We start from the raw sequence: 22,887 nt of genomic DNA, 5'->3' as shown, positions 1-22,887 counted from the left end.
GGTGACGGTGACCGCCACGGCGGGCTCCGAGACCCTCGCGCAGACGGTGGCCTACCCGGCCCGCGTCTGCTGAGCGCACGGCGGCCGGTCGTCGGCTGCGCGGGGTCGACGGGGTCCGCGGAGGAGGGGCTCGAGGAGCGGCGGTCGGAGGCGCCGGATCCCGCACCGGGAGCGGAGGGGTCCGCAGTCGGCGCCGCATCCTCCGCGGGCGAGGCGGCGGTCGGCGTCGACACCGCTTCCGGGGCGGTCATCGCCTCGGGCGCGAGTGCGGCGGAGGCGAACACCACGGAGAGCACGAGGGTCGTCGTCGGGACGAACGCGGCGAGAGCGCGGGTGGTGCGGGTCACGGACGGTCCAGTTCTGCGGGCTCTGCGATGCGCCCGCCTGTGATTACTACCAGGAGCGTGAAGAGCTCTGCACCCCCGCTTCCGGGTGGAGTGCCGCGGAGCGCGCCAGCGGGCTCGGCCATTCTCGTGCGCCCACCTCCTCGACGAGGCGGCGCTGAGCCGGATCGATCAGGCGACCGATCTCCTTCTCGGGGAGCGCCTGCGGGGGAGCGGCTGTTCCTTCCCGCCCGCGGAGATCGACGTGACGGCGCTCCCGCCCAGGCCCGGCACGTCCTTCGGCATCTGGAGCCCTGAGCCGCGCGCCTCGAGCCCGCACTCGCCCTGCGCCTCGGATGATGTGCCGCACATGCAGAGGAGGGAGCGCCCACGGGCACTCCCTCCTCCGTCACGGCCGGTCGACCGGCCGCCGTGCGCTCAGCAGACGCGGGCCGGGTAGGCCACCGTCTGCGCGAGGGTCTCGGAGCCCGCCGTGGCGGTCACCGTCACCTGGCCGCCCGGCATGCTCGCCAGGCGGGTGGTGAATGCGGCCGATCCGCTCGCGCCCCCGGCCACCGCGGTGACCGTCTTCGAGCCGTAGGCCGAGGCCATCGCGACGTCGATCGGAGCGGTGCCGCCGTTCTTGGCGAGGACAGTCAGCACCGCCTTCCCGGCCACACAGCGCGACGTCACGGTCACCGGCACCGTCAGCGCCGGGGCGGCCGCCTCGGGGACGACGATCTCGCCGATCTTGAGGAACGAGCCCGGCGTGGAGAAGGTCAGCTTCAGGCCGGTGGCCGAGACCGCCGCGAACGGGATCGTGGTCAGCGTGCCGTTCGCCGCCGGAGCGACGTTCTGCGCGGTGGTCGGCTTCCAGGTGCCGTCCTCGGCGCGGTAGGCCACGCTCACCGACGCCAGGGTGCCCTCGGTGTTGGTGAAGGTGAGCCCGGCGACGCGGTGCGCCTCGGTGTTCGTCAGCGTGAACTCGGCGCTGCCGGCGAAGGTGCCGTCGGTCCAGGTCGACCAGGGGGTGCTCACGTTGCCGTCGCAGGCGTTCTTCGCGGGGAGGGTCGCGTACTTCGTCTGGCTGAACGACGCCGAGACCGCGGCCCCGGGAACGCGGCAGACGTTCGTCGGCGGCGCGGTGCCCCAGATCTGCACCTCCGAGACCGACTGCCACGTGTTCGCCGCGCTGGTGAGGTGCAGGCGGAGGCCCGTGGTGTCGGGCAGGGAGGACAGGTCGAGGATCGCCGTCGGGGCGGATCCGGTCGCGGCCTGGCTGAGGGTGGTGGCGACGGAGGAAGTCGTCCATGCGCCGTTCACCTGGTACTCGACCTCGATCCTCGACGGCCAGGTGGCGGTCGCACCGTCCTTGTAGGTGCTGACCGTCACCGAGTCGAGGTTCTGCGCCGCGCCCCAGGAGAAGGAGAGGCGGCTGTCGCGCGGGTAGCCGGCCGAGGACCAGTCGTCCCAGCCCTTGCCCTTGACGTCGCCGTCGATGAGCTTGCCGGCGAGGTCCGTGCGGCTCGAGACCGCGACCGAGGCTCCGGGAGCGAGGTTCGCGATGCCCGGCTCCGCCACCTCGATCGTGCGGGTGAAGCGGCGGCCGGAGGAGAACCCGGCGTCGGCGGCGAGCGTGCCCGTCACCTGCACCGTGCCGAGCTCGGCGGGGCCGGGGGCGGCCCAGGTCACGGCGACGTCGCGGGTCGAGCCGTTGCTCGCGACCGAGACCGTCGAGGGGAGCGCGGCGGCGATGTCGGCGCCGCGGCGGACCTGCTTCGGCAGTCGAGCGTCCACGACCGACCACACGCCCTCGCCGACCCCCTTGTCGTCCCAGTAGGAGAGGTTCCAGCCGGATCCCCAGCGCGCCGGGTCCTCCTGAGCCGGGTTCCGCATCTCGAGGCGGCCGTTCTCACCGACCGTCATCGGGAGCCAGACGTAGGTCGAGTCCGACTTGCCCTCGTTCCACCGGTCGCCCATGTAGACGTACTTCCCGGGAGCGAGCGTGAGGACGTTCGTCGACTGCGAGCCGAAGGTCGTCTTGCGGGAGTCGCCGATCGAGAGCAGGCCGTCGCCGCCCTCCGGGATCGCGTTGTAGGCGACGTTCTCGTCGGCGTCACCCTTCTCGACTCCGCGGGTCCACGCGCCGAGGATCGAGTCGGCGGTGTAGTAGGTCTGCGGGTTCGGCGCCCAGCCGGTCGCCCCGGAGGCGATCGTGTAGTACTTGCCGCCGTTGGCGAAGATCGCGGGCGCCTCGAGGTGTCCGCACTCCTTCACGATCTGGAAGTCGGTGCCGCGCACCGGTGCTCCGGCCGCACCGTCGGCGAAGACGTAGGGGTACGTCCCGTCGGCCGAGTACTGGTTCGCGTCGAGGGTGTCGGTCGTGGTGGTCCGCTCGACGTTGGTGTAGTCGGCGTCGAGCTTCGCCACGTAGAGCGAGTAGTTCTCCTCGGAGGAGTAGGAGATGTACGCGGTGCCGTCCTCGTCCTGGAAGACGGTCATGTCCCGCGCCTGCCCGGGAACGGCGGAGGTGGTGCAGGCCTTGTAGTCCGTGCGGTTGTAGAGGCGGTAGACGCCCTGGAGCGTGAAGGGCCCGGTCGGGCTGTCCGAGACGGCGACTCCCGCCATCGAGCGCGCGTAGGTGCTGCCGCCCGGCGTGGTCCGGCCGTCGGAGTGCCACCACATGACCCACTTGCCGGTCTTCTCGTTGAAGAGGACCTTGGGGCGCTCGAAGATGGCGGTGTTCGGCGAGGCCTGCGTCGTGTCGAGGTGGTAGTCGAGCTCCGCGATGCGGTCGGCGCGAGGGGCTCCGGAGCCGTCGACGGTGTCGTAGAGCGCGTCGAAGTAGGGGGCCTCGAGGTCGGCCGGAGCCGAGACGCTGCGCAGCGCGGTGCCCTTGTTCTCCCAGTTGTGGCCGTCGGTGGAGCGGTAGACCGCGACTCCGGGGCTGTTCCAGTAGCCCTTCGTGCGGTCCTCGCCGTACCAGTACTGGACCTGCTGACCGCCCTCCTCGACGGTGACGATCTGGCCGCCGTGCGCCTGGATGTGGCGGCCGTCGGTGTCGTACCAGTAGGGCTGGAAGTAGCCGGCCGCGGTGCTGCCCGGGTCCTGGACCGCCGGGTAGTCGGTGTAGGTCACGGGCGTCGAGGTGCGCGGCACTCCGTCGTCGGGATCCGTGGCCACGGCGGCCGAGGCCGACTGCGCTCCTGTTCCCAGGAGTGCTGCGACGAGCAGCGCGGCCACCGCCGCGGCGGCCGTTCGTGGTCGAGACGTCATGCTGTGCTCCTTTGCACCGGGGACTTCGCGCATGTTCACGCAAACATCACGCTTCCACGAGGGTCTGATGACGTCAACATCCGAATCCACTCGATCGCCGGATCCCGACGGCTGCGGGCCCGGTCCTCGCTGCTCGACCTTCCGGCACGAGCGCTCCGCCCGACTGGAAGGCGCGCTCCGCGAACCGGCGATCATCCGATGCCGCCCGAACCGCGATCGCCCCCGGGCCGGAGGGCTCGAGGGCGATCGGACGTGCGGTGCGGCCTAGCCGCCGACCGCCTGGCGAGCGCTGTCGAGCCCGCTCGAGAAGGCGTCGGCGGAGGAGACGTTGCCCGACTCCAGCTCGACCAGCGCCCCCGAGAGAGCGGCGCCGATCGCTCCGGTGTCGGGGCCGTTCACGAACGAGGGGAAGTCCTCGACCGAGCTCGCGATCACCTCGCCGATCCTCGAGTCGCCGAAGAACGGATCGGTGTAGGCGCGGACGCTGTCGCTCTGCAGGGCGGCGGTGGCGGCGGGGAACGTGCCGGAGGTGGCGAAGTGGTCCTCCTGGCCCTCCGCCGACATCATCGTCTGGATGTACTGCCACGCGGCCTGCGGGTGCTCGGCCCGCGCCGGGATGGCGATGACGCTGCCTCCCCAGTTGCCGCCGACTCCGGGGACCGAGGTGACGCGCCAGTTCCCCGCGGTGTCGGGGGCGTCGGTCTTGATGCCCTGGAGGATCCAGGACGGAGCGACGGTCACGGCGAACGAGCCGTTCGCCCGGCCGGGCGCCCAACCGGAGGAGAAGGCGGCGATGCCGGCGCTGATCCCCGTGTCGTGGGCCTTCACGGCGATGTCGAAGGCGTCCTCCACCTGCGGGTTCGTGTCGTAGACGAGCTCGCCGTCGGGGGAGTAGTACTTCTCGGTGACCTGGTTGATCGTCGAGTAGAAGACGCTGGTCTCCACGTTGTCGACGAAGGGCTCACCGGTCGCGGCCGTGTACTTCTCGCCGGTCGCGAGGAAGCCGTCCCAGTCGCTCCAGAGCGCGGCGACCTCGTCCGGATCGGTGGGGAGGCCTGCCTGCTCGAACAGGTCCGCACGGTAGGCGAAGCTGAGGCCGCCCACGTCGGTCGGCACGCCCACGACGGAGCCGTCCGCCGCGGTCGCCGCGTCCGCCGCCCAGGGCAGGTAGTCCGCTCCGACGTCGTCGCCGCCCAGCGTGCGCAGGTCGAGGAAGTTGGCGCTGTTCTGGACGAAGCGCGGGAGGTCTCAGGGCTGCGAGGATCTCGCGCGCTCGAGGATGGCGGCGATCACGGCGGACTTCGCCTCGGCGTAGTCGTTCCCGTCCTCCCAGCGCCGGAGGAGGAGAGACGCCTTCGTGCTGCGGTAGAGCTCGCGGTCGGCCGGGTCGGTGCGCAGCCGGTCGCGCAGGAGGAGGTACGCGTCGATCGCGGGATGACCCTCCTCGTAGATGTGGACGTGGGCGTCCCGTCCGGGCGTGCGGACGAGCCGGTGCCCGGGCTCGCGGGTGCGCAGGACGTAGCCGGCCGCGAGCAGCGGCGCGACGTGGTCCTCCTCCGCCGTGACGTCGGGCACGACGACGAGCACGTCGACGATCGGCTTCGCGGGCAGGCCCGGGACGGAGGTCGAGCCGATGTGCTCGACCCGCACGCCCGGGACGGCCTCGAGGATGCGCCGCCGGTGCTCCTCGAACAGGGCGGACCACTCGGGGTCGTGCTCGTGCAGGGCGAGCTCGAGCGGCTCCGGTCCACCGACGAGCTCGACGGAGACGACGTCGGGGCGGCGGGGGCAGCGGTGCGGAGTCACCGGGTCATCCTGCCAGGGGTGCCGCAGGGCGGGTGCGGTTCACTGGAGCGGTGAGCACCCTCCTCGTCACCGCGCACCCCGACCGCGACTCCCTCACCGCCGCCCTCGCCCGGCGGCTGCGGGAGGAGCTCGGCCCCGACGGAGTGGAGACGGCCGACCTCGACGCCGAGGGCTTCGACCCGCGGTTCGGCGCGGCCGACCGGGACCGCTACCGCGGTGTCGGCCCGGTTCCCGACGACGTCCTCCGCGAGCAGCGCCGGCTCGACGGCGTCGACCACCTCGTGCTCGTCTTCCCCGTCTACTGGTGGTCGATGCCCGCGCTGCTGAAGGGCTGGATCGACCGCGTCTTCCTCGCCGGCTGGGCCTTCGACATCGACCCCGTCCACGGCACGCAGCGCAGGCTCGGCGCTCTGACCGTCCACCTCGTCCTCGTCGCGGGGGACTCCGCCGGGACCTACGAGCGGCACGGCTACGAGCAGGCGCTGCTGACGCAGATCCAGCACGGGATCATCGACTACTGCGGAGCCCGGCGCGGCGGGGCCGTCGTCGTCCACGAGTCCGAGCGCGAGGACGACGCGAGCCGCAGGGCGGCGGTCGAGGACGCGGTCGAGCGGACCGTGGAGGCGATCAGGGCTGATCCGCCTGCAGCGCTCCGGTGACGAGGGCCTGCACGAGGGTGTCGGCGTCGTAGTCCGGATCGTGGGCGGCGCCGATGCAGAGGTTGCCGATGCCCTTGAGGAGCATGTAGCCGCTGAGACTCGACGCCGGGATCCGGGCGGGTCGTGCCGCCTCGAGCAGGTCGCCGCAGACGGGGACGAGCCGCTCCACGAAGTAGGCGTGCAGGGCGTCGGATCCGGCGCTGTCGCCCTGGAGCGCACCGGCGAGGCCGTGCTTGGTCACCAGGAGGTCGACGAAGTGGGCGACCCAGGCCCTGAGGGCTGCCTCCGGGGTCGCGCTGTCGGTGAGCAGCCGTGGGCCCGCCTCCGCGCAGGCCTCGACCTGGTGGCGGTAGACGGCGACCACGAGCTCCGAGCGGGTCGGGAAGTGCCGGTAGATCGTCCCCATGCCGACGCCGGCCTCCGCCGCGATCTCGCGGACCGGCGCGTCCACGCCGGAGGCCACGAACACCGTCGCCGCGGCGGCGAGCAGTGCGTCGCGACTCGTCCGCGGTCGGCCGGGCGTGCGGGGCACACGGTCGCTCATCGGTTCTCCTTGCTTTTCGGAGCGGCGCTCCGTAATGTCTCCGAGCGCAGCTCCACCACGTTCCGGAGCAGCGCTCCGCAATGTTCCGGAGCAGCGCTCCGACGATTGTGCCAGAGCGCCGCCACCCAGGAAGGACCCTCGTGCCCACTCCGCTCCTCGACTCGTCGACCCCCGGTGAGCACCGCCCGATGCGCGCGGTCCGCACGGCCGAGCGCGACCCCTCTCGATCCGTCGCGAACGGCCCGTCGCCGAGGGGCGGACGGGCGTCCGCGACGGAGGAGCGGAGCGGGCCCTGCCGTCAGCGCGGGGCGCGCAGCCCGGCGAGCGGGCCGTCGTGCAGCGGCTCCGTCTCCCAGCGGACGCAGGCGGTGCGGTCGGGACCGAGCTCGACGTGCAGGCGGTGCGGGGTCTCGAGGAACACGACGTCGACCAGGACTCCGTCGCCCGAGGGTCCGGCGCTCGCCGCGAACGGCCCGTCGACGGTCCAGGCTCCCGCGCCGGGCGTCACCGTGAAGCGCTCGTCGCCCTCGGTCAGCGCGAGCGTCCAGCCGCCCTCGTCGGCCGTCACCTCGACGGTGTCGGGCCACGATCCGACCGGCGTGTAGCTCCCGGTCGCGGGGGAGGCGCCCTCGAGCGGGGGAAGGGCGAGCTCCGACAGCCGGTCGGCCAGCCGGGCGTCGGCCTCCGCCGTGGACCCGCGGCCGACGGCGGGGAGCAGGTGCTCCCAGGCGAGCGCGAGCAGCGTCTGCGTGTCCGAGGTCTGGCCGGTCAGCGCGATCACGAGCTCGTGCTCGGGCACGATCAGGCTGAACTGCCCGTACGCGCCGTCCGCGCGGTAGCCGTGCAGCGACCGCCAGAACTGGAAGCCGTAGCCCTGCTGCCAGTCCGGTCCGCCGTCCTCGTGGGTCGGGACGTGCGCGCGGGACGCCTCGGCGACCCACTCCGGCGAGAGGATCCGCCGGTCGCCCCAGCGCCCCTCCTGCAGGTACAGCAGTCCGAGCGCAGCTGCCGCCTCGGTGGTGGCGTGCAGCCCGCTGTAGCCGAGCTCGCGCCCCGAGTCGTCGCGATGCCAGGCGACCTCGCCGATGCCGAGCGGATCGAGCAGGCGCGGGCGCAGGTAGTCGGTCAGCGACTGCCCGCTCACGCGCTGCACGATCGCGGCGGCGGCGAAGGTGCAGGGCTGGTTGTAGGCGAAGACGCTGCCCGGCTCCTGCTCCGGCGGGAGGAGGAGGAAGCCGCGCACCAGGTCGGCCGGGTCCGTCTCCTCGGCACGGTCGATCGTCTCGGCGGAGTGGCCGCTCGCCATCGCGAGGACGTGGCGGACGCGGATCGCACGCGAGCGCGGGTCGGTGATCTCGTCGTCGAGCTCGGGGAAGTACGAGAGGACGGTGGCGTCCAGGTCGACCAGGCCCTCGGCGACCGCGAGGCCGACGGCGGTCGCGGTGAAGCTCTTGCTCAGCGAGTAGAAGAGGTGCGGCCGCTCGGCCGAGTACGGCGCCCACCAGCCCTCGGCGACCACGTCGCCGCCCTGCACGACCATCAGGCCGTGCAGCTCGACGCCGGGAGCGGCCTCGACGCCTTCGACGAAGGCCAGCACTCCCTCGGCGTCGACGGAGCGGGCGGACGGGGTGCTTCTCGGCAGTGAGCGCGTCATCCTCCGATGCTACGACCGGCGCGGCGCCGCCTCCGCCCGGGGGCAGGAGGCGGCGCCGCCTAGGCGGTCGGCTCGGCGGGGAAGGGCCCGAGGCCGAGCAGGAAGCGGAGGATCGCGCCGGCCGGCACGCGCAGGGCGGGGCCGGAGCCGAGCTCCCACTCCGCGTCGGTCGGAGCGAGGGTGCGACCGCGGACGGCGGCGCGGATCGCGAGCGGCGCGCGCTGCAGGCGGTCCAGGGCCACCCCGCCGGTGATGCGGGAGGAGAGAGCGAGCGGCTCGGGGGAGAGCGCGAGCTCGACGCGGACGACCTCGACCAGCTCGGCGACCGAGCGGGGACCCGCGCCCGCGCGGCGAGCGGAGGCGAGAGCGGCCAGGGCCGGGGCGATCTCGGCGGGAGGAGGAGGGGAGGAGGCCTCTCGGGCGCCCATCCGCGTCGCGAGGCGCTGGCCGGTGCTGCTCGAGAGCCGCACGACGAGCTCTCCGAGCAGGGCGTCCCGGGAGACGGCACTGGCCGCCTCGCCTTCCGTGGTGGAGGGCGAGGCGGCCAGGACGGCGAGGCGGTCGAGCCTCTCGGCGACGAGGGGGCGCCAGTCGTTGCTGACGCCCGTCTCGTCGACCGAGGGCCCGGTGCTCAGCGGCAGGAACCGCGACCAGTCGGGCACGACCGCAGGGCCTAGCGTCCGCCCGAGCGGCGCTTGTTGTAGACGTCGAAGGCGACCGCGAGCAGGAGCACGAGGCCCTTGACCGCCTGCTGCCACTCGATGCCGATGCCCATGATCGACATGCCGTTGTTCAGGACGCCGATGATGAGGCCACCGATGATCGCGCCGCCGATGGTGCCGACGCCGCCCTGGACCGCCGCGCCGCCGATGAAGGCGGCCGAGATGGCCTCGAGCTCGAAGCCGTCGCCCGCCTTCGGGCCGGCGAGGTTGAGTCGCGCGGTGAAGACGAGGCCGGCCAGCGCCGCGAGGACGCCCATGTTGACGAACAGCCAGAAGGTGACGTTGCGGGTCTTGATGCCGGACAGCTCCGCGGCGTGCAGGTTGCCGCCGATCGCGTAGACGTGACGGCCGAAGACGGAGCGGTTCATGACCACGCCGTAGATCAGGACGAGTACGGCGAGCACGATCAGGGTGACCGGGATGCCCTTGAAGGTGGCCAGCGCGAAGGAGAAGGCCGCGATCACGACGGAGACGAGGACGAGCTTGGTGACGAACCAGGCGCCCGGCTCGACGCTCTGCGCGTACTTCTGGCGGCCGCGGCGGGTGCGCACGGACTGCACGGCGAAGGCGACGATCGCGAGCGCGCCGATGACGAGCGACAGCGGGTCGAGGTCGGTCTCGCCGAACAGGTCGGTGAGGAAGCCGTTGCCCAGCGCGCGGTACTCGGTCGGGAAGGAGCCGATGTTCGCGTTGCCGAGGACGACGAGCGCCAGGCCGCGGAAGATCAGCATGCCCGCCAGGGTCACGATGAACGCCGGGATTCCGACGTAGGCGATCCAGAAGCCCTGCCACGCTCCGACCAGGGCGCCGATGAGGAGGGAGAGGATGATCGACAGCCACCACGGGAGACCCATGTTGACCGCGAAGACGCCCGAGATCGCTCCGACGAACGCCGCGACCGAGCCGACCGAGAGGTCGATGTGCCCGGCCACGATGACCATCACCATGCCGATGGCGAGGATCAGGATGTAGCCGTTCTGGACGATCAGGTTCGAGATGTTCTGGGGGCGGAGGAGGATTCCGCCGGTCATCACCTCGAACAGCAGCACCACCACGATGAGGGCGATGAAGATGCCGTTCTTGCCGAGGTCGCCCAGCACGTGGCTGAGGCGCTTCGTGAAGGCGTTCTCGGTGGGCTTCACCTGCGCACCGGCCGCGGTGGACGGTTCGTTCTGCAGATCGGTCATCGTTGCTTCTCCTGGGTCATGAGGGTGAGGACCGCCTCGGGCGTCGCCTCGGCGATGGGCAGCTCGCCCGTGATCCGGCCCTCCGACAGCGCGTAGACGCGGTCGCAGATGCCGAGCAGCTCCGGCAGCTCGGAGGAGATGACGATGATCCCCTTACCCTGCGCCGCGAGCCGGTTGATGATGGTGTAGATCTCGTACTTCGCACCCACGTCGATGCCGCGGGTGGGCTCGTCGAGGATGAGGACGTCCGGGTCGGAGTAGATCCACTTCGACAGGACGACCTTCTGCTGGTTGCCGCCGGAGAGCTTCCCGGTCTTGGCGAGCACGGTCGGCGACTTGATGTTCATGCTGCCGCGGTACTCGTTGGCGACCTCGAACTCGCGGTTGTCGTCGACGAGTCCGCCGCGGGCGACCTTGTCGAGCGACGCGAGCGAGATGTTCCGCTTGATGTCGTCGATGAGGTTGAGGCCGTAGTGCTTGCGGTCCTCGGTCGCGTAGGCGAGCCCGTGGGCGATCGCCTCCGAGACGTTGCGGATCTTGATCTCCTTGCCGGCCTTGAAGACCTGGCCGGAGATGCGGCTGCCGTAGGAGCGGCCGAAGAGGCTCATCGCGAACTCGGTGCGTCCGGCGCCCATGAGCCCGGCGATGCCGACGATCTCGCCGCGGTGGACCGACAGGTTGACCTTGTCCACCATGACGCGGGTCGGGTCCTGGGGGTGGTGGGCCGTCCAGTCGACCACGCGCAGGATCTCCTCGCCGATGTGCGGCGTGTGGTCCGGGTAGCGGTGGTCGAGGTCGCGGCCGACCATGTCCTTGATGATGCGGTCCTCGGTGACGTCGTCGTGAGCGATCGTCTCGATGGTCTTGCCGTCGCGGATGACCGTGACGGTGTCCGCGATCTTCTTGATCTCGTTCAGCTTGTGGCTGATGATGATCGACGTGATGCCCTGCTCCTTGAGGTGCAGGATCAGGTCGAGCAGGTGGTCCGAGTCCTCGTCGTTCAGGGCCGCGGTGGGCTCGTCGAGGATGAGCAGCTTGACCCGCTTCGAGAGCGCCTTCGCGATCTCGACGAGCTGCTGCTTGCCGACTCCGATCTCCATGATCTTGGTGGTCGGGTTCTCGCGCAGACCCACGCGGGCCAGCAGCGCCGCCGCCTCCTGGTTGGTCTTGTTCCAGTCGATCAGGCCGCCGAAGCCGCGCACCTCGTTGCCGAGGAAGATGTTCTCCGCGATGGAGAGGTAGGGGCTGAGGGCCAGCTCCTGGTGGATGATGACGATGCCCTTCGCCTCCGAGTCGCGGATGCTGGCGAACTGCATCACCTCGTCCTCGAAGACGATGTCGCCCTCGTAGGTCCCGTGCGGGTAGACGCCCGACAGGACCTTCATCAGCGTCGACTTGCCGGCGCCGTTCTCCCCGCAGATCGCGTGGACTTCGCCGCGCTGTGCGTTGAGCGTGACGTCCTGGAGCGCCTTCACGCCCGGGAACGTCTTGGTGATGCCGCGCATCTCGAGGATGTTCGAGGTCACGCCGCCTCCCTTCCTTCGTAGTGGGGGAGGGCGCCCGGTGGGCGCCCTCCCGGGGTGTTCCTTCTCGGGTGAGGAGAGAGGACTAGCCGTTCACTTCCGCGTCGGTGTAGTAGCCGCCGTCGACGAGGACGGACTGGATCTGGTCCTTGGTGACGATGACCGGCTCGAGCAGGAAGGACGGGACGACCTTCTTGCCGTTGTCGTAGGTGTCGGTGTCGTTGACCTCGGGCTCGGTGCCCTCGAGCACGGCCTGGGCCATCTTCACGGCCTCCTTGGCGAGCTCGCGGGTGTCCTTGTAGATGGTCGCGTACTGCTCGCCGGCGATGATCGCCTTGACGGAGTCGAGCTCGGCGTCCTGACCGGTGATGATCGGGAAGTCGGAGCCGACGGTGTAGCCGGCGTCGGTCAGAGCCGAGATGATGCCGCGGCTGAGGCCGTCGTAGGGCGAGAGGACGCCCTGGACCTTGGAGCCGTCGGAGTACGTCTTGGTGAGGATGTCCTCCATGCGGCTCTGGGCGACCTCGCCGTCCCAGCGGAGCGTGGCGACGGTGTTGAAGTCGGTCTCGCCGGACTTCACGACGAGCGTCTTGTCGTCGATGTACGGCTGGAGGGTGTCCATCGCGCCGTTGAAGAAGAACGTGGCGTTGTTGTCGTCGGGGCTGCCGGCGAACAGCTCGACGTTGAACGGGCCGGCGGGGGCGTCGGCGGCCTTCGCGCCGGTGAGGTCGGTGAGACCGAGGCCCGCGAGGAGCGAGGTGGCCTGCTGGACGCCCACCTTGTAGTTGTCGAACGTGGCGTAGTAGTCCACGTTCTCGGAGTCGCGGATGAGGCGGTCGTAGGCGATGACGGGGATGTCGTTGGCCTTGGCCTCCTCGAGCACGCTCGTGAGGGTGGTGCCGTCGATCGAGGCGACGATCAGGGCCTTGGCGCCCTTGGTGATCATGTTCTCGAGCTGCGAGACCTGGGTGGGGATGTCGTCCTCGGCGTACTGAAGGTCGACCTGGTAGCCGGCCTCCTCGAGCTGCGACTTGACGTTGTTGCCGTCAGCGATCCAGCGCTCGGACGACTTGGTCGGCATCGCGACGCCGACGAGGCCGCCGTCGCCGGATCCCGAGCCCGAGCCGCCACCGGTTCCGGAGGAGCAGGCGGCGAGGGAGAGGATCATCGCTCCGCCGGCGATGCCGGCGATGAGAGCGCGCTTCATTGTGGTCACTGTGATTCCTTCGTCATTGAATGCAGTGGATGCAGGGCCGCCCTCGGGATCGGGGCGGAGATGTGATGCCATGTGAGCGATCACATTGCGTCATGCTAGACCCGACGGCGCCGTTCGTGTCAACGCGCACGTCTCGACTCGGTAACGGGACACCCGCGGCGCGTCGTCCGCTATCGGAGCGGTGCTGTCAAGGGTCCCCGGCCCCGGAAGGGAGCCGGAGCCGTCGGCGTTGCGTCCAGCACTGTCGAAAGGACGCACACCATGACGAAGACCTGGTTCATCACCGGCGCCTCGAAGGGCTTCGGCCGCGAGTGGGCCGAGGCGGCGCTCGAGCGCGGCGACTCGGTCGCCGGGACCGCCCGCCGGATCGAGACCCTCGACGCCCTCGTCGAGGAGTACCCGGACACGTTCCTGCCGCTGACCCTCGACGTGACCGACCGCGAGGCCGGCTTCGCCGCCGTGCAGGCCGCGGCCGACCGGTTCGGCCGACTGGACGTCGTGATCAACAACGCCGGCTACGGGCACTTCGGCATGATCGAGGAGCTCACCGAGGAGGAGTTCCGCGCGCAGCTCGAGACCAACGTCTTCGGCGCCCTCTGGGTCACCCAGGCCGCGCTGCCGATCCTCCGCGAGCAGGGCTCGGGCCACATCGTCCAGGTGTCGAGCATCGGCGGCATCAGCGCGTTCCCCTCGATCGGCGCGTACCACGCGTCGAAGTGGGCGCTCGAGGGCTTCACCCAGTCGCTGGCCGCCGAGGTCGCCGGCTTCGGGATCCACGTGACCCTCGTCGAGCCCGGCGGGTACTCGACCGACTGGTCCGGTCCCTCCGCGTCGCGCAGCGAGCCGATCGCCGCGTACGACGAGGTCCGGGAGGCAGCGAGCCGACGCCCCTCCGCCGCTCAGCCGGGCGACCCGCGGGCCTCGCGCCTCGGGATCCTCGCGGTCGTGGACGCGGACGAGCCGCCGCTGCGGATCTTCTTCGGGCGCGCGCCGCTGGGCATCGCGACGGCGGACTACGAGTCGCGCCTCGAGACCTGGAAGCGCTGGAACGACGTGTCGATCGCCGCTCACGGCGAGTGATCCCGGGCGGTCGCGGCGCGAGGGCGTCGCGGCCGCCGGTCAGCGCGAGGCGGTGACGCTCGCGCTCCGGGGGACGGCCGTGGATCCGCGGACGACCAGCTGCGGAGCGATCGGCGCCGCCTTCTCCGGCCGGTCGCCCTCGATCAGGCTGAGCAGCGCGGCCACGCACCGGCGTCCGAGCTCCACGAAGTCCTGGCGGACGCTGGTCAGCGGCGGCCAGTAGAACGCAGCCTCGGGGATGTCGTCGAAGCCGATGACGCTGACGTCCTCCGGCACGCGGACCCCGCGCTCGTGGAACGCGCTCATCAGTCCGAGCGCCATCTGGTCGTTCCCCGCGAACACCGCGGTGAAGTCGAGGAAGCGCGAGAGCTCGAGGCCCACGCGGTGGCCGCGCTCGGCGCTCCAGTCGCCGAGCAGCGGCGGGCGCAGCGGGATCGAGCGGTGGTCGAGCTCGGCGAGGTAGCCGCGCATCCGCGCCTCGGCCTCGATCCAGTCCTGCGGGCCGGCGAGGTGCACGATCTCGGTGTGCCCGAGGTCGATCAGGTGCCCGGTGGCGATGCGGGCGCCGGCCATCTGGTCGACGTAGAGCGCGTCGTCGCGGTCGTCCTCGCTCGTCTGCAGCGTCACGTGCGGGATGCGCAGCGCGACTCCGGAGAGGATGTCGAAGACGCGGATCTGCGGCGCGACGACCACGAGGCCCTCGACCGCCTGGTTGAGCAGATGCCGGATCCCGGCCTGGATCGACGCGCCGTCGGTGCCGTCGACGTTGGCCGTGACCACGAGGTAGCCCGCGTCGCGCGCCGCCACCTCGATGGCCTGGATGCTCGAGGCCGGACCGTACTGCAGGCTCTGCGAGGACAGCACGCCGACGGTGCGGGTGCGGCTGGTGACCAGTGCCCGCGCGGCGAGGTTGGGGCGGTAGTCGAGCTCGGCCATGACCTCGAGCACGCGCTTCTTCGTCTCGGCGCGGAGGCTCGGGTGGTCGTTCAGGACCCGGGAGACGGTCTGGTGCGAGACGCCGGCCGCGCGGGCGACGTCGTAGATGCTCGGCGCCCGCGACGCGGGCTTGTCTTCCGGCATCGGGCACCGCGGCTCTCTGTGATCGGCGCCTCCGACGCAGGACCGGGGCGCCCTCACGGGCGGCTCGCCCGTCCGCGGGCGCGTGTGAGCACACTTTACGTCCCTCGGCGCGGGGGCCTGCACACCGACGGAACCTCGACGGCTCGGACGGGTGCCGCTCCCGGATCGGCCGGACGTTCCGGCACCGCTGGTGCGGGCGCGCCGGAACGACGCGATCCGCGCCTCCGCCCCGCGGTCGTCGCAGCGGGTGGTCGCCGCGGTCGGGTCAGCCGTCGAAGACCTCGGCCGAGGCGAAGGCCGCATCGGAGCGGAGCACGGCGACGAGGTCCACGGGACAGTCCTCGAAGGCCGTCCTCTCCGGACCGGGAGGCGTGTGCGCTCGGACGTCGACGACGGATCCCTGGGGCGCGACGGCGTCGGGCGATCACAGGCGCCACCCTGCGGTCCGGGGTACTTTCCCGCGTGTGAACGACAGCGACGAGAAGTCCGGGAGAGGCTGGCGCATCGATCTCGGCGAGCCGCCGGAGAGCGTGTCCGGCGATGTCGTCGACGCTCTCGATAAGGTGTCCGCGGAATTCGCGGCATTCCGGAGCGGGACTTCCGGCGAGGGCGGAGAAAGGGCCGCGGCCCTCCGCGGAGCCGCCCGACTCGGGGCCGGAGAGCACCGGCTCGCCGTCGCCTCGGGGCTGACGCGGGAAGGCGTCCGCGCCTTTCTCGCGGGGGGATGACAAGCCGTCGGAGAGGCGGTTCCCCCGTGCCTCGACAAGCCGGCGCCGAAGGAAGAGAAAGGCCTCGAGAAGGCGCGGCATCCGGAGAGATCGGAGACGACGAATGGACGACGAGGAGTGGGCTCGGTACCTTCTCGCGATGAAGTGCCGAGCACCGACGGATCAGGACGGCGCGACCGCGGAACGGCGTGACGCGATGGTGGCGGCCGTCCTGCGGGAGCTCGACGGGGTCGATCCGTACGGACTCGAGCCGGGTCGCGAGGACGGCGCTCCCCGCGACGAGTACGCGTCTGAGGCGGCCCCGATCGCGAGCATCCTCCTGCGCCGAGGACGGATCACCGGCGAGGAGCTCGACGCCGTCTGGCGGTTCTGGTTCGGCGAGCCGCTGAGCGCCCTGCTCGGCGACGGCTTCGCCCCGCTCCTGGCGCGGCTCGACCGGCTCGCTCCTCTCTCGGCGGAGGAGTGACGGGCGTCGGGTTCCGGCGGCGGACCGGCCGCGATCCCGGCGTCCCGTATCGCTCCGCCCAGCTCCGCCCAGCTCCGCCCAGCTCCGCCCAGCTCCGCCCAGCTCCGCCCAGCTCCGCCTAGCTCCGCTCGCGGAAGAAGCGGATGAGCTCGCGCAGGGCCGGGAGCGTCGCGCTCTCGGCCTCGGCGTCGTCGAGGTCGTCGAAGGAGGTGCGGAGCCCGGCGGCGTCGGCGTCGGCGGCGGACTCGAACGCCATCGACCACTCCGGGAACAGCCGCTCCCGGATCGGCTCCTCGAGGAGGGTGCGCAGCTGCGTGTGGCGCTCGTCGGCGGCGATGACGGCCATCCGCTCGCGCAGGACCGCGTCCGGCCCCTCGAGCACCTGGAGGAATCGGCCGTCGCGGTGCAGGAGCATGCCGGTCAGGCCGAGGCGCTCGTTGTTCGCGCGGCACTGGGCGAGCAGCGCGGGGAGGTCGGCGTCCGTGAAGCCGGCGGAGGTGCGGCTGGAGTAGACGAGGGAGAGCATGGCGTCCGTTCCGGGTGGGGGAGGCGGGCGCCTCCGCTCCCAGTGGACCACCGACAGCGCCTCCCGCACGGCCACTTCCGCCGGCGGCGGCGGGCTGCTAGAGCCAGCCGACCGTGATCGGAGCGGCGGACGGACGGGTGCCCTGCCGCATCCAGACGAAGAAGCCGACCAGGGTGAACGCGCCGTAGAAGACGTACATCAGCCCCGACGCGTAGTAGCCGGCCGAGAACAGCAGCGGCACGCCGACCAGGTCGACGGCCACCCAGATGAGCCAGAACTCGGTCCAGCCCTTCGCCATGCCGTAGGTGGCGAGGACGGAGCCGACGAAGATCCACGCGTCGCTCCAGACCGGCTCGTAGGAGCCGAGCGCGCGGAACACCGGGGTCAGCACCGCGGTGCCGCCGACCATCCCGAGCACCAGCAGGCCGCGGGTGCGCCACGACGCCCAGCGCGGCTCGATCAAGGTGGTCGAGTCGTCGGGGCGGTGGGTCCACCGGTACCAGCCGTAGACGCTGACCAGGATGAACATCACCTGCCGCCCGGCCTGGCCGAGCAGGTTGACGGGGTTGGGAGTGCCGAACAGGGCGCCCATGAAGACCGTGAACAGCAGCACGTTGCCGATGAGGCCGACGGGCCAGGCCCAGACCTTCCGCCGCATCCCGCCGAGGGCGCTGAGGAGCCCGAAGACGTTGCCGATGACCTCCCGCCAGAGGACGGTCTGCTCGCCGATGACGATCTGCGCGTCGAACAGCCAGTGCACGAGGTCCACGAGGCCTTCTTCCTGAGTCGGGATGCCGGGTGGTGCAACCCTGCCCCATCCCGGGCCATTCCCGTCGCGGGCTGATGAGGGCGCCGCGCTCGGACCACGCTGGATCCCGCTCCGGGGCGGGGAGCGCGACCGGCGCCCCGCTGTGCCGCCGCGACCGTAGGCTGGCGGGATGACGTCCCGGGTGCGACTCCTGCTGGCCTCGTCGCACCCCGGGCCGACCGTGACGGTCACCGTGCTGGCGACCGTGATCGCGGCGGCGTCCGGGCATCCGCTCGGGCAGGTCGTGCTGGTGGCGCTCGCCGTGCTGCTCGGGCAGCTCTCGATCGGGCTCGCGAACGACTGGATCGACGCCGACCGCGACCGCGCGGTGGGGCGCACCGACAAGCCGGTCGCGCAGGGGCTGATCGGCGTGGGCGCCGTCCGCGCCGCCGCACTGGGGACGGCGGCGGCCGCCGTGGTGCTCTCGCTGCTGCTCGGACCGGTCGCCGCGGTCGCGCACCTGGTGCTGGTCGCCGCGGGCTGGGCCTACGACGCGGGGCTCAAGCGCACGGTCTGGTCGGTCGCTCCCTTCGTGGTCGCCTTCGGGCTGCTGCCGGTGGTGGCGGTCGCGGCGGGCGACGGCCGGCTCCCCGCCTGGTGGGCGATCGCGACCGGCGCCGTGTTCGGCATCGCGATCCACTGCACGAACGTGCTCCCCGACCTGGTCGACGACGAGGCCACCGGGGTCCGCGGCTTCCCCCACCGCCTCGGCCTGCGGCTCTCCGGAGTCGTCGCCTTCGGGTCGCTGGTGGTCGCCGCGCTGCTCGTGCTCGTCGGACAGCTCGTCGGCGACCAGCCGGTGCGCGGGACGGGCGTGGTGCTCGCGGTGATCGGGACCCTCGCGGTGGTCGTGCTCGCCGCGGCGGGCATCCGCCTGGTGCTGACCGGCCCGCCCACGCGCACCCTGTTCCGGCTGGTGATCGCGGCCTCGCTCGTGCTGGTGGTCGAGCTCGGGCTGGCGGGCGCGCGGCTGGTCGGCTGACCGGCCGCCCGCGACCTCAGGACCAGCGCATCGCGTAGACGCGGGCGAGCAGGTCCGAGGTCGGCAGGGCGAGGGCGGTGCGGAGGAACGCCTCGCGGCCGCGGTGCGCGAGCGTGCCGAGCGGGCGTCCGAGCGCCATGTTCGCCTCCGCCTGCCGCGCCGCGCGCCGGGCCGCGGTGGTGCGCCGCCGGGCGAAGCCGGGCCAGGGGCCGGCCTCGCCGCGGCGCACGGCACCGGCCAGGAGCGGGGCGAGTTCGGCGGCGTCGAGCCAGCCGAGGTTCATGCCCTGCCCGCCGATCGGACTGATCTCGTGCGCGGCGTCGCCGATGAGTACGACGCGGCCGACGCCCATCCGCTCGGCCTCGCGGCGCCGCACCTGGAATCCGCTGAGCATCGTGCAGGTGTCCGGGTCGGCGTCGGCGCCCGTCCGGTCGCGGACAGCGGCGGCCAGGGCGCGCGCGGCCTCCTGGTCGGGGGCCTCCTCGGGCCGCCAGGCGGGGGCGCCGAGGGAGCGGTCGGGGCCGCTCAGGGCGACGTACCGGCGCCGGCCGCCCGGCAGCGAGAAGGACTCCACCACTCCGGCCGGGCCGACGTCGACCAGCGCGGTGCCGGTGAGACCGCCGGGCTCGGGGTCGGCGAAGTCGCCCATCACGTAGCGGTCCGGGTAGTCGCGGCCGGTGGTGCGGATCCCGAGCAGGTCGCGGACGGTGCTGCGGGCGCCGTCGGCTCCCACGACGAAGGCGGTGCGGACGGATACCGGCTCGCCGCCCGGTCCGGTGCCGGTCGCCTCGACGGTGGAGCCGCGACGGAGCAGGCCGGTCAGCGCGACCCCGGGGCGCAGCGCGTCCGGGGACGCCGCCTCCAGGCGCTCGCGGAGGATCGCCTCGGTGCGGTGCTGGTCGAGGGTGACGACGTAGGGGTGCGTCGCGGAGGCGCGTGCGAACGAGAGCGTGCCGAGGGTGCGGCCCCGGCTGCGCGCGACGCCCTCGCGGACCCGGGTGGCCTCGGCCAGCACGGGAGCATCGGCGCCGACCGCCGCGAACGCGTCGAGCGACGGCGGATGGATGCCGATCGCCCGCGAGCCGCGCGGCACCGAGGAGCGCCGCTCCCACACCTGCACGTCCACTCCGGCCCGCGCCAGGAGCGCGCCGAGCAGGAGTCCGACCGGACCGCCGCCGACCACGAGCACGTCCGTCTCCGCTGTCACGGGTCGAGCCTAGGGAGCGGCGGCGCGGCGGGCGAGGGGGTGCGCTCGACCGCCGCGCGTGCTCAGGGTGCGAGCGGAGGTGTCAGAGCGCGTCGACAGCGGCGAGGATCTCCTCGGTCTCCGTGCGCGTCGTGTAGTCGACGTGCACGTCCGCTGTGCGGACGAGCCGGTCGGCGTCGACGACCAGGACGGTCGGGTACGGGACGGCCGGAGTGTCGTCGGCGTTGCTGTCCTTCACGGCGAAGCCGAGCGCGGTGTGCGCCTCCTGCGCGTCGCCGCTGGGGGCGGTGACGATGCCGAGAGCGCTCGCGAGCGTGTTGCCGGGGTCGGAGACGACGGTGAAGCCCAGGTCGCCGTTCGCGACCGCCGCGCGCGACCCGTCGGGGGTCTGCGGGCTGATCGCGACGAGGGCGACTCCGCGCGACGCGAGCTCGGGGGCGAGGGTCTCGTTGTAGTGCTTGAGCGTGATGTTGCAGTACGGGCACCAGGCTCCGCGGTAGAAGACGAGGACGGCCGGGCCCGCGCCGAGGACGTCCGCGAGGTCGACGGTGTCGCCGTCAACGGTCACGACGGAGGCGGCGGGGAGCGCGTCGCCGGCGGTGACGGCTCCGCTCGGGGCGCCGGCGGCGACGAGGTCGTCGCGCTCGCCGGAGAAGACGGCGGCGAGCTCGGGGCCGACCGTCTCGTCGAAGCCGACGGTGAACTCGTCGAGCTGGGTGCGGACGGAGGTGCTGGTCATCGGAAGTCCTTCGGTCGTGACGGTCATGGTCCCCCGTCCGGGAGCCTAGGCACGCGGGGGACCGGGCGCCGGGCGCCCGTCACGCGGCGTCACACGACGGCCGACGCGTGTCGGCCGGCGTGCGTGGGACCGGCCCCGTCGCTCCGTCACTCCGGGGCGACGACCAGCTCGCCGCCGGCGCAGCGCGAGACGCACGGCATGATCCAGCGGTCCTGCTCCTCGGGGGTCAGCACCAGGTCGCGGTGCTCCGCCGTCCCGCCGACGAGGCGCAGGCGGCAGGTGCCGCACGTGCCCGACTCGCAGGAGGAGTCGACGTCGATCCCGGAGGAGCGGAGCGCGGTGAGGAGCGAGCGGTCGGCCGGGACCTCCACGACGGCTCCGGTCGGCTCCCAGACGGCGGCGAAGGGAACGGCCCGGTCGCCGACGGTGTCGACGCCCGCGAAGTCCTCGACGTGGATACGGCTCGGGCGCCAGTGCATCGTGAGGGCGAGGACCTCGTCGATCAGCGCGGACGGACCGCAGCAGTAGATCCGGGTGTCGTCGTCGGGCTCGGCGACGAGCGGCCAGAGGTCGAGCCGGCCGTGGATCGCACTGTGGTGCACGAGGGAGCCGTCGGCGGAGAACTCGTCGAGCCACGCGGTGTCCTCGGGGGTGCGGCTGAGGTAGACGACCTGCACGGCCGATCCCTGCGCCCGGAGCTCGGCGGCCATCGCGCGGATTGGGGTGACCCCGATCCCGCCGGCGATCAGGAGGTAGCGGGCGGCGGGCCGGAGGGCGAAGGTGTTCGCGGGCGGCGCGGAGGAGAGGACATCGCCGACGCGGACGTCGTCGTGGAGGCTCCGCGATCCGCCCCGACCCCCGGGCTCGCGGCGCACCGCGATCGCGTAGTGCGACGGCTCCGCGGATCCCGGCTCGACGAGGCTGTAGCTGCGGCGCTCGCCGGAGGGGGTCGTGAGCGTGAGGTGCGCGCCGGCGGAGTAGCCGGGCAGCGGGGCGCCGTCCTCGCTCCGCAGCACGAAGCGGGTGACGGCCGGGGTGAGCGCCTCGCGCTCGGCCACCACGAGCCGCAGCTCAGCCACGGAGCACCAGCTCGTCGCCCACGCCGAGCGTGCCGCCGTCGAGGACCTCCGTGTAGACGCCGAGGAGCTCGTGGCCGTAGGTCTCGTGCAGCAGGCGAGGGACCGGCAGGTCGCGCCGACCGGTGCCCGGCTCGACCTCGGTCGCGGCGCACCGCTCGGTGGCCTTCGTGATCCGCAGCCGCAGCCCGCCCGCGGTGAGCTCGCGGCCGAGCAGCTCGAGCTCGCTCCACGCGGGCAGCCCCTCGAGGTGGATGTTCCCGCGGAACCGCAGCGGATCGACGCTCCGGCCGGTGCGCTCGGCGAGGTCGCGGACGCTCGCCAGGTTGATCAGCGAGACGTACTCCATCTCGATGTCGGAGTTGTGGGCCGTGTCGGTGTAGCGGCGCCCCGCGTCCTGGGCGATCACGGGCTCGACGCCGGGCGGCAGGTCGAGCACGCGGGCGGCGAAGGAGCGCAGTGCGGCCCGGCCGTCCTCCGCGCCGAGGTCGGCGGAGAGAACCCGGTGGCCGCGGACGTCGACGGTGAGCACTCCGCTGTCGGGGTCGAGGTGCGTGGTCAGGCCGGCGAGGCGCGCCTCGGCGACGAGCACGAAGTACTCGCGCTTGGAGATGCCGTGCCGCATGCCGGGCCGGTAGGCGCCGCCGGGGCGGGCGAGGGCGATCGTGCGGTCGAAGGGGACGCCGCGGCCGGCGGTGAGCTCGACGCGGGGGAGCGGCTGCGGGGTCAGGCCCTTCACCGGGTAGACGAAGAGGCCGTCCACGCGTGTCGTCATGCCCCCATCCTGGCGCATCGCCGGGAAGCCGGCAGGGCCGTCGCGGCGCAGCGGAGCGCGAGGAACGGACGCGGCGCCGTGCGGATCCTGCGAGGGCGGGCGGAGGGATCCGCTCCGGCGGGCCTCGTCAGTACTGGAGGGAGAGGCCGACCAGGGGCGGGACGACGAGCGCGCCCAGCTCGACGATCGCGACGCTCGCGCCGACGCCGAGCGTGACGGCCGAGAGCAGCCGGGCGCGGTCCTTCCGCGCGACGCCGATGACGCCGACGATCGCGGTCGCCGTCGCGAGCACGAGCATCGTGACCCCGAGGGCGGCGAAGAGCGCCCCGATCTGAGTGGTGTCGAAGCCGCCCTGGAACGCGAGGACCGGGATGGCCGTGGTGAGCGCGGTCCGCCCGATCTGCGCGAGGACGAGGACGATCGCGAGGACGAGGCCGACGATGCCGACGACGTCGCGGGGCCGGGGCTGGGGGGCGGGGACGGAGGCGGTCACGCCGTCGAGCCTAGGGG

General features: G+C 72.4%; 22 protein-coding genes and 1 pseudogene. 5 read left to right on the top strand and 18 right to left on the bottom strand.

Annotated elements, in window-relative coordinates:
- From C5D09_RS17750 to C5D09_RS15715, 4 genes and pseudogenes are all read right to left on the bottom strand, one after another.
- A pseudogene (locus C5D09_RS17750) lies at nucleotides 1-347 on the bottom strand (hypothetical protein); the annotation flags it as partial.
- A 414-nt stretch (nucleotides 348-761) separates the two neighbouring features.
- Nucleotides 762-3,599 (bottom strand): discoidin domain-containing protein, encoded by a 2,838-nt coding sequence (locus tag C5D09_RS15725; protein WP_104269724.1) that lies wholly within the window; start codon nucleotides 3,597-3,599, stop codon nucleotides 762-764.
- Between the two features lie 264 nt (nucleotides 3,600-3,863).
- Entirely contained in the window at nucleotides 3,864-4,796 is a 933-nt protein-coding gene (locus tag C5D09_RS15720) for an ABC transporter substrate-binding protein (RefSeq protein ID WP_258065696.1), read from the bottom strand.
- Between the two features lie 51 nt (nucleotides 4,797-4,847).
- Nucleotides 4,848-5,405 (bottom strand): GrpB family protein, encoded by a 558-nt coding sequence (locus tag C5D09_RS15715; RefSeq protein ID WP_104269722.1) that lies wholly within the window; start codon nucleotides 5,403-5,405, stop codon nucleotides 4,848-4,850.
- A gap of 50 nt (nucleotides 5,406-5,455) precedes the next feature.
- On the opposite strand from C5D09_RS15715, the gene C5D09_RS15710 reads away from it, so the two are divergent.
- A complete protein-coding gene (locus tag C5D09_RS15710; RefSeq protein WP_104269721.1) occupies nucleotides 5,456-6,064 on the top strand; it encodes an NAD(P)H-dependent oxidoreductase in 609 nt (202 codons plus the stop codon).
- On the opposite strand, the gene C5D09_RS15705 is transcribed toward C5D09_RS15710, so the two are convergent.
- The 6 genes from C5D09_RS15705 to chvE all read right to left on the bottom strand — a co-directional run bounded on the left by C5D09_RS15705 (nucleotide 6,033) and on the right by chvE (nucleotide 12,901).
- The gene (locus C5D09_RS15705) at nucleotides 6,033-6,608 is read right to left on the bottom strand and encodes a TetR/AcrR family transcriptional regulator (RefSeq protein ID WP_104269720.1); all 576 of its coding nucleotides are present in this window, start codon (nucleotides 6,606-6,608) and stop codon (nucleotides 6,033-6,035) included. The two genes, C5D09_RS15710 and C5D09_RS15705, sit on opposite strands and share 32 nt — an antisense overlap.
- 298 nt (nucleotides 6,609-6,906) lie before the next feature.
- Nucleotides 6,907-8,262, bottom strand: coding sequence for a serine hydrolase (locus C5D09_RS15700; protein WP_104269719.1), 1,356 nt, complete (start codon nucleotides 8,260-8,262; stop codon nucleotides 6,907-6,909).
- A gap of 59 nt (nucleotides 8,263-8,321) precedes the next feature.
- Entirely contained in the window at nucleotides 8,322-8,924 is a 603-nt protein-coding gene (locus tag C5D09_RS15695) for a hypothetical protein (RefSeq protein WP_104269718.1), read from the bottom strand.
- A gap of 11 nt (nucleotides 8,925-8,935) precedes the next feature.
- A complete protein-coding gene (gene mmsB / locus C5D09_RS15690) occupies nucleotides 8,936-10,171 on the bottom strand; it encodes a multiple monosaccharide ABC transporter permease (protein WP_104227395.1) in 1,236 nt (411 codons plus the stop codon).
- Complete coding sequence (gene mmsA, locus C5D09_RS15685) at nucleotides 10,168-11,697, bottom strand: multiple monosaccharide ABC transporter ATP-binding protein (protein WP_104224983.1); 1,530 nt, start codon at nucleotides 11,695-11,697, stop codon at nucleotides 10,168-10,170. The genes mmsB and mmsA overlap by 4 nt, the downstream gene beginning before the upstream one ends.
- A gap of 82 nt (nucleotides 11,698-11,779) precedes the next feature.
- Nucleotides 11,780-12,901: a multiple monosaccharide ABC transporter substrate-binding protein gene (gene chvE, locus C5D09_RS15680; RefSeq protein WP_104224984.1), complete on the bottom strand. Its 1,122-nt coding sequence runs from the start codon at nucleotides 12,899-12,901 to the stop codon at nucleotides 11,780-11,782.
- Between the two features lie 270 nt (nucleotides 12,902-13,171).
- Between chvE and C5D09_RS15675 the strand changes: the two genes are divergently transcribed.
- Nucleotides 13,172-13,990 carry an SDR family oxidoreductase gene (locus C5D09_RS15675; protein WP_104269717.1) on the top strand — a complete coding sequence of 273 codons (819 nt, stop codon included), beginning with the start codon at nucleotides 13,172-13,174 and terminating at the stop codon, nucleotides 13,988-13,990.
- A 39-nt stretch (nucleotides 13,991-14,029) separates the two neighbouring features.
- Here the strand turns inward: C5D09_RS15675 and C5D09_RS15670 are convergent, their stop codons facing one another.
- A complete protein-coding gene (locus C5D09_RS15670; RefSeq protein ID WP_104234510.1) occupies nucleotides 14,030-15,070 on the bottom strand; it encodes a LacI family DNA-binding transcriptional regulator in 1,041 nt (346 codons plus the stop codon).
- 464 nt (nucleotides 15,071-15,534) lie between these two features.
- Here C5D09_RS15670 and C5D09_RS15665 point away from each other — a divergent pair, with 464 nt between their 5' ends.
- Both C5D09_RS15665 and C5D09_RS15660 read left to right on the top strand, forming a co-directional pair.
- Entirely contained in the window at nucleotides 15,535-15,798 is a 264-nt protein-coding gene (locus tag C5D09_RS15665) for a hypothetical protein (protein WP_104227400.1), read from the top strand.
- Nucleotides 15,799-15,937: 139 nt separating this feature from the next.
- Nucleotides 15,938-16,264, top strand: a complete 327-nt coding sequence (locus tag C5D09_RS15660) for a hypothetical protein (protein ID WP_146085660.1) — start codon at nucleotides 15,938-15,940, stop codon at nucleotides 16,262-16,264.
- Nucleotides 16,265-16,382: 118 nt separating this feature from the next.
- On the opposite strand, the gene C5D09_RS15655 is transcribed toward C5D09_RS15660, so the two are convergent.
- Together C5D09_RS15655 and pnuC are read right to left on the bottom strand one after the other, a co-directional pair.
- Complete coding sequence (locus tag C5D09_RS15655; RefSeq protein ID WP_104269715.1) at nucleotides 16,383-16,790, bottom strand: BLUF domain-containing protein; 408 nt, start codon at nucleotides 16,788-16,790, stop codon at nucleotides 16,383-16,385.
- 97 nt (nucleotides 16,791-16,887) lie between these two features.
- Nucleotides 16,888-17,559 (bottom strand): nicotinamide riboside transporter PnuC, encoded by a 672-nt coding sequence (gene pnuC, locus C5D09_RS15650; RefSeq protein WP_104269714.1) that lies wholly within the window; start codon nucleotides 17,557-17,559, stop codon nucleotides 16,888-16,890.
- A 169-nt stretch (nucleotides 17,560-17,728) separates the two neighbouring features.
- On the opposite strand from pnuC, the gene C5D09_RS15645 reads away from it, so the two are divergent.
- Entirely contained in the window at nucleotides 17,729-18,580 is an 852-nt protein-coding gene (locus tag C5D09_RS15645; RefSeq protein WP_104227404.1) for a UbiA family prenyltransferase, read from the top strand.
- Nucleotides 18,581-18,596: 16 nt separating this feature from the next.
- On the opposite strand, the gene C5D09_RS15640 is transcribed toward C5D09_RS15645, so the two are convergent.
- The 5 genes from C5D09_RS15640 to C5D09_RS15620 form a co-directional block, all read right to left on the bottom strand.
- Nucleotides 18,597-19,787: an NAD(P)/FAD-dependent oxidoreductase gene (locus C5D09_RS15640; protein WP_104269713.1), complete on the bottom strand. Its 1,191-nt coding sequence runs from the start codon at nucleotides 19,785-19,787 to the stop codon at nucleotides 18,597-18,599.
- 82 nt (nucleotides 19,788-19,869) lie between these two features.
- Entirely contained in the window at nucleotides 19,870-20,526 is a 657-nt protein-coding gene (locus C5D09_RS15635) for a peroxiredoxin-like family protein (RefSeq protein WP_104269712.1), read from the bottom strand.
- Between the two features lie 146 nt (nucleotides 20,527-20,672).
- Entirely contained in the window at nucleotides 20,673-21,605 is a 933-nt protein-coding gene (locus C5D09_RS15630) for a PDR/VanB family oxidoreductase (RefSeq protein WP_104269711.1), read from the bottom strand.
- Nucleotides 21,598-22,377: an MOSC domain-containing protein gene (locus C5D09_RS15625; RefSeq protein WP_181135066.1), complete on the bottom strand. Its 780-nt coding sequence runs from the start codon at nucleotides 22,375-22,377 to the stop codon at nucleotides 21,598-21,600. The genes C5D09_RS15630 and C5D09_RS15625 overlap by 8 nt, the downstream gene beginning before the upstream one ends.
- A gap of 127 nt (nucleotides 22,378-22,504) precedes the next feature.
- Nucleotides 22,505-22,870: a hypothetical protein gene (locus tag C5D09_RS15620; protein WP_104269709.1), complete on the bottom strand. Its 366-nt coding sequence runs from the start codon at nucleotides 22,868-22,870 to the stop codon at nucleotides 22,505-22,507.
- Nucleotides 22,871-22,887 lie beyond the last annotated feature (17 nt).

It is taken from the genome of Rathayibacter sp. AY1C9, from assembly GCF_002932315.1.
GTDB lineage: Bacteria > Actinomycetota > Actinomycetes > Actinomycetales > Microbacteriaceae > Rathayibacter.
Note: the sequence above shows the minus strand (reverse complement) of the source record. Positions and strands in the feature narration are given on the sequence as shown.